Origin of the sequence: Arthrobacter sp. PsM3, from assembly GCF_030433895.1 — a bacterium.
Classification (GTDB): Bacteria; Actinomycetota; Actinomycetes; order Actinomycetales; family Micrococcaceae; genus Arthrobacter.
This window is the reverse complement of sequence record NZ_JARUXE010000114.1, coordinates 1-630: the sequence shown is the minus strand read 5'-3', so window position 1 is coordinate 630 and position 630 is coordinate 1. Positions and strand designations below refer to the sequence as shown.

Annotated in this window: 2 pseudogenes; both read right to left on the bottom strand. The window is 66.5% G+C overall.

The features are described from left to right. Window positions 1-205 (bottom strand): annotated as a pseudogene (locus QCD75_RS21820) (glucose-6-phosphate dehydrogenase assembly protein OpcA); the annotation flags it as partial. Continuing rightward, window positions 202-630 (bottom strand): annotated as a pseudogene (locus QCD75_RS21815) (glucose-6-phosphate dehydrogenase); the annotation flags it as partial. The pseudogenes QCD75_RS21820 and QCD75_RS21815, both read right to left, overlap by 4 nt.

Here is a 630-nt window from a genome sequence, read left to right as displayed (position 1 = left end):
CGGCGTCGGCGAGGACGATGATCCGGCAGGGGTGCTCCCGGCTGGCCTCGTTGGCGGCCTCGATGGCCTCCTCTTCCAGCCCGGACTTGGTGACGACCACGAGGGTCAGCACCCGGCCCAGGGCAATCACGCCGCCCTGCTCGCGCAGGGCCATGATCTTCTTGGAAATCTTGGAGGTGGTGGTGTCGGGAAGATCTACGATCATGGCCTTCTCCAGGTTCGTCCGTCACGGGCAAGGAGCTCATCGGCCGAGGCAGGTCCCCAGCTTCCGGGGGCGTAGGGTTCGGGCTGTTCGTCCAGGGACGCCCAGTAATCCTCAAACGGGTCGAGGATCTTCCAGGACAGCTCCACTTCGGCGTGGCGCGGGAACAGCGGCGGCTCGCCGAGCAGCACATCGAGGATGAGCCGTTCGTAGGCCTCCGGGCTGGATTCCGTGAAGGAGTGGCCGTAGCCGAAGTCCATCGTGACGTCGCGGACCTCCATCTGCGTGCCGGGAACCTTGGAACCGAACCGGATGGTGGCGCCCTCGTCGGGCTGGACCCGGATCACCACGGCGTTCTGGCCGAAGTCGTCCTCGCCGTGGTCCGTGAAGAGCAGGTTGGGGGCGCGCTTGAGCACCACGGCGATCTC